This window comes from Sulfuriferula sp., from assembly GCF_054605375.1.
In genome coordinates this window covers 245,549-249,621 of the sequence record NZ_JBTSEG010000002.1, presented here as the reverse complement: position 1 = coordinate 249,621, position 4,073 = coordinate 245,549, and the positions used below count along the sequence as shown (strand labels likewise).

General features: G+C 54.9%; 7 protein-coding genes. All 7 read left to right on the top strand.

The annotated features are described in order from the left end of the window. Nucleotides 1-631: type I-E CRISPR-associated protein Cas7/Cse4/CasC (gene cas7e / locus ACYCZJ_RS02755; RefSeq protein WP_461552691.1), on the top strand; the 631-nt coding region annotated here is incomplete at its 5' end. 1 nt (nt 632) lies between these two features. Continuing rightward, on the top strand, nt 633-1,379 hold the full coding sequence (gene cas5e, locus ACYCZJ_RS02750; RefSeq protein ID WP_461552690.1) for a type I-E CRISPR-associated protein Cas5/CasD: 747 nt from the start codon (nt 633-635) through the stop codon (nt 1,377-1,379). After that, complete coding sequence (cas6e, locus tag ACYCZJ_RS02745; protein ID WP_461552689.1) at nt 1,366-2,040, top strand: type I-E CRISPR-associated protein Cas6/Cse3/CasE; 675 nt, start codon at nt 1,366-1,368, stop codon at nt 2,038-2,040. Before cas5e ends, cas6e begins: the two co-directional genes overlap by 14 nt. Nucleotides 2,041-2,160: 120 nt before the next feature. Then, complete coding sequence (locus ACYCZJ_RS02740) at nt 2,161-2,442, top strand: YlcI/YnfO family protein (protein ID WP_461552688.1); 282 nt, start codon at nt 2,161-2,163, stop codon at nt 2,440-2,442. Then, entirely contained in the window at nt 2,439-2,738 is a 300-nt protein-coding gene (locus tag ACYCZJ_RS02735) for a type II toxin-antitoxin system RelE/ParE family toxin (protein WP_461552687.1), read from the top strand. The genes ACYCZJ_RS02740 and ACYCZJ_RS02735 overlap by 4 nt, the downstream gene beginning before the upstream one ends. A gap of 13 nt (nt 2,739-2,751) precedes the next feature. After that, nucleotides 2,752-3,672: a type I-E CRISPR-associated endonuclease Cas1e gene (cas1e, locus tag ACYCZJ_RS02730; RefSeq protein WP_461552686.1), complete on the top strand. Its 921-nt coding sequence runs from the start codon at nt 2,752-2,754 to the stop codon at nt 3,670-3,672. Continuing rightward, the gene (gene cas2e / locus ACYCZJ_RS02725) at nt 3,653-3,949 is read left to right on the top strand and encodes a type I-E CRISPR-associated endoribonuclease Cas2e (RefSeq protein WP_461552685.1); all 297 of its coding nucleotides are present in this window, start codon (nt 3,653-3,655) and stop codon (nt 3,947-3,949) included. The genes cas1e and cas2e overlap by 20 nt, the downstream gene beginning before the upstream one ends. Nucleotides 3,950-4,073: the final 124 nt, after the last annotated feature.

The following is a 4,073-nucleotide window of genomic DNA, read 5'->3' as shown; positions in this document are numbered from 1 at the left end:
GCGCATGTTGGCTGATATGCCCGAGAAAAATCAGCACGCCGCTTGCCAAGTAGCTCACGCCATTTCAACCCATTCTGTTGAGCGTGAGTTTGATTTTTACACCGCCGTAGATGATCTCAAGCCTGAGGACACCGCAGGTGCCGATATGATGGGCACGGTGGAGTTCAACTCAGCCTGTTTCTATCGCTACGCTGTGGTGGACTGGGACAAGCTGGTGGCAAATCTCCAGAACGACACAGAACTGGCGCACAAAGGTTTACGGGCATTTCTTGAAGGCTTTATGGTGGCCGAACCCACTGGTATGCAGAACAGTTTTGCCGCGCATAATCCGCCAGAGTTTATGACAATTTCAGTACGCAGCAATACCGCGCCTCGCAACTTGTCCAACGCTTTTGAAACAGCCCTCCGCGTGAAGAAAGATGAGTCGCTGACCAAGGAATCGGCGGCGCGCCTGTCCGCAAAGGCAGTTGCCCTGGATAAGCTCTATAGCACCCCATGCAATTCCCGCTACGCCGTCTCTGAAGATGTGTTTGGCGAAAAGTACGAAGCGAAGGGGCTTGGAAGCCAAGAGAAGAGTATTTCTGATGTCATCGAATGGGCATTGAGTGAAGTCTCCAAGAAGGATAAATAAAATGCCTACCTTGTTGCTTCGTTTGGTGGGGCCCATGCAATCGTGGGGAACCACCAGTCGCTTTGACCAGCGCGATACGGGGAAGGAGCCGAGCAAGTCTGGTGTCATCGGTCTCATAGCCGCCGCCATGGGGATCGAGCGCGAGAACTGGTCTCGCCTTGAACCACTTACACATTTGGTCATGGGGGTTCGTCATGATCGACCGGGTGTGCCGAAGTATGACTATCAAACAACAGGACAGGGAACCGAGGATGTAGCGACATCTGATGGTAAGTTTCAGACGCAAAGCCGAATAATTCTTGCAAACGGTAATTACCCTTCAGGCGCTCATCTCGGTGAAGGCGTTCAGTCATATCGCCATTATCTCGCTGACGCGGCTTTTCTTGTCGGGTTGGAATGCGAGGATCGCTTATTGTTGGAACGGATTTATGCCGCCTTGAAAAATCCGGTGTGGACTTTGGCATTGGGACGAAAATCCTATGTGCCTTCCGAACCAATCTGGATTGAAAATGGATTGCTGGATGCACCTTTGCGTAAAGCCTTGGCACAGTGGCCTTGGATCAGCTCAACACGAAAATGGGAAAAGCCCCCTGAACAGCTCTTGGTTTCCTTTGAGTCCGACGATGGATCAGGTGTGCTCAAGATGGATCAGCCGTTGTCTTCATTTGCTGAACGACGTTTCGGGGCGCGCTTCGTACGCTCGGAGTGGACAGCTTTCCCGCAGGAGGTGGCCGATGCTGCTGCATAGAATCCACCTTAATCCGCGTTGTCGAGAGGCCCGGCGAGATCTAGCCGATCCTTATCAACTTCATGCCACGCTGTGTCGCGCCTTTTGCACGCCGGAGCAGAAATGCCCTGAGGGCGAGTTTTTATGGCGACTTGAACCAGAGACTGATGCGACTGGATGTCCGCGGATTCTTGTTCAAAGTCGATCTGTCGCAGACTGGGCGCGTATCGATACCGACGGATGGTTAGCCAACGCCGACCCCGCCATCGATTTGCACGAACGGCTCGCACTCGATTCACTAGTGGTAGGCAAGCGCTTTCGCTTCAGGCTACGCGCCAATCCTTGTGTAACCCGAAATGGGAAACGCCTTGGTTTGTTGAAAGTGGAAGAGCAAGAGACATGGATTGAGCGAAAAGGCGAGCAGCATGGCTTTTCTCTGCCTCGATTGACAACTTTCGATTTTGCAGAGCCATCGCCAGAGCGCTCGGATGTACGAATATCACACGAGCAGATGCTGGGTGGAAGACAACATTCAGGCAACGGCATCCGGGTTTATTCTGTTCTTTTCGAAGGCAGGCTTGTGGTTACTGAGCCCGAAAGCTTCAGGAAAGTGCTGCTGAGTGGAATCGGTCACGGAAAGGTAATGGGGCTCGGGCTTTTATCTGTTGCCCCTGTTGTATAAAAAAGGCCCTGCCAAGGCCTTCGGCTGCGGTTTGCTGTTAGTACGGCGAATATGACGACTTGCTTGCAGGATTAGGTGCCGCTACACTGCATCGCATATGCGATGCGAAAAGGAGATGCCATGAAAAATGCCACTTTGCCCCCTTTGCGGGTGGATAGCACGCTGCGCGCGGCGGCTGAATCGGTTTTGCAGGAAGGTGAGACCTTGTCGGGCTTTGTGCTGGAGTCGGTGCGTTTGAATATCGCGCGCCGTGAAGCACAACGCGAATTCATAATGCGCGGCCTTGTTGCGCGTGAAGAGGCCAGGCTGTCCGGTCATTACGTTTCGTCTGACGAAATGCTCAAGCGCCTGGATGCGTCGCTTGCCAAGGCGCGTGCCAAACAGGCGGTCGCTAACAGGTGAGGTATCAAGTCCGCTTTGCGCCTGCTGCAGCGGATGATTTGCAGCAGCTGTTTGATTTTCTGGCTGAGCAGGATCTGGCCGCAGCCGAGCGGGCGCGGGCGGTAATCAGCCAGGCCATCGAAGTTTTGCAAATCTTCCCGTTCAGTTGCCGCAAGGCCTCTCCCGAAAACCCGTTCTTGCGGGAACTGGTGATCAGCTTTGGCGGCTATGGTTATGTCGCGCTGTTTGAAGTGGAAGATGCCGAAAGCGTGACTGTGCTGGCGGTGCGCCACCAGCGCGAAGACGATTACCACTAAGCGCGAACGCATCATGGCTGACTTGCTCCCCCCGCTCAAACCCATTCCCATCAAAGAACGGCTGTCCATTCTCTACATTGAGCACGGTCACCTCGATGTGCTGGATGGCGCTTTTGTCGTGGTGGACAAATCCGGTGTGCGCACCCATATTCCGGTCGGTGGCGTAGCCTGCCTGATGCTGGAACCCGGCACTCGCGTCTCGCACGCCGCCTGTGCGCTGGCTGCCCGCGTCGGCACGCTGCTGGTGTGGATAGGTGAGGCAGGTGTGCGCTTGTATTCGGCGGGCCAGCCGGGTGGCGCACGCGCAGATCGCCTGCTCTATCAAGCCAAACTGGCGCTCGACGATAATCTGCGGCTGAAAGTCGTGCGCAAAATGTATGCGCTGCGTTTTGGCGAAGAGCCGCCGCAGCGCCGCTCCGTCGAACAATTACGCGGTATCGAAGGCGCACGTGTTCGTGAAACCTACAAACGCATCGCAGCCAAATACGGTGTCGAATGGAAAGCCCGCAACTACGACACCAGCGACTGGGACAAGGGCGATTTGCCGAATCGTTGCCTGTCCGCCGCTACCGCCTGTTTGTATGGCGTGACAGAGGCTGCCGTGCTCGCCGCAGGCTATGCGCCCGCCATCGGTTTCATCCACACCGGCAAACCGCTCTCGTTTGTTTATGACGTGGCCGATGTGTACAAATTCGAAACCGTCGTCCCCCTTGCATTTCGAATTGCCGCGCGCCGTCCAGCTAATCCCGAGCAACAAGTGCGCCTCGCCTGTCGCGACATTTTTCGCGAAACCCGGCTGCTCGAACGCATTATTCCAGGCATAGAGGACATGCTCGCAGCAGGCGAGATTGAACCCCCGGAAGCCTTCGAAGAGCAAGTTGGCCCCGCAATTCCCAACCCGGAGAACATCGGCGATGCTGGTCATCGTGCTTGAAAACGGCCCACCCCGTCTGCGTGGGCGGCTCGCCATCTGGCTGCTGGAAATCCGCGCCGGGGTGTATGTGGGGAATTATTCAGCCAAAGTGCGGGATCACATCTGGCATCAGGTTGAAGTCGGCATTGGCGACGGCAATGCTGTCATGGCATGGCGTACCAGTAATGAAGCCGGTTTTGATTTTGTGACCTTGGGTAAAAACCGCCGTATCCCCGTAGAACTTGACGGCGCAAAACTCGTCAGCTTCCTTCCACAAACCGATGCAAACGCTCTTTAACAACATGAACAATTTACTGCTACCTGCCCACGTAAAATTCGGTAGAATTTTGGTGTGGTAGATTTTCTTGGTAAAACAATAAGTTGAAAGAAGTGTGTTCCCCGCACACGCGGGGATGAACCGC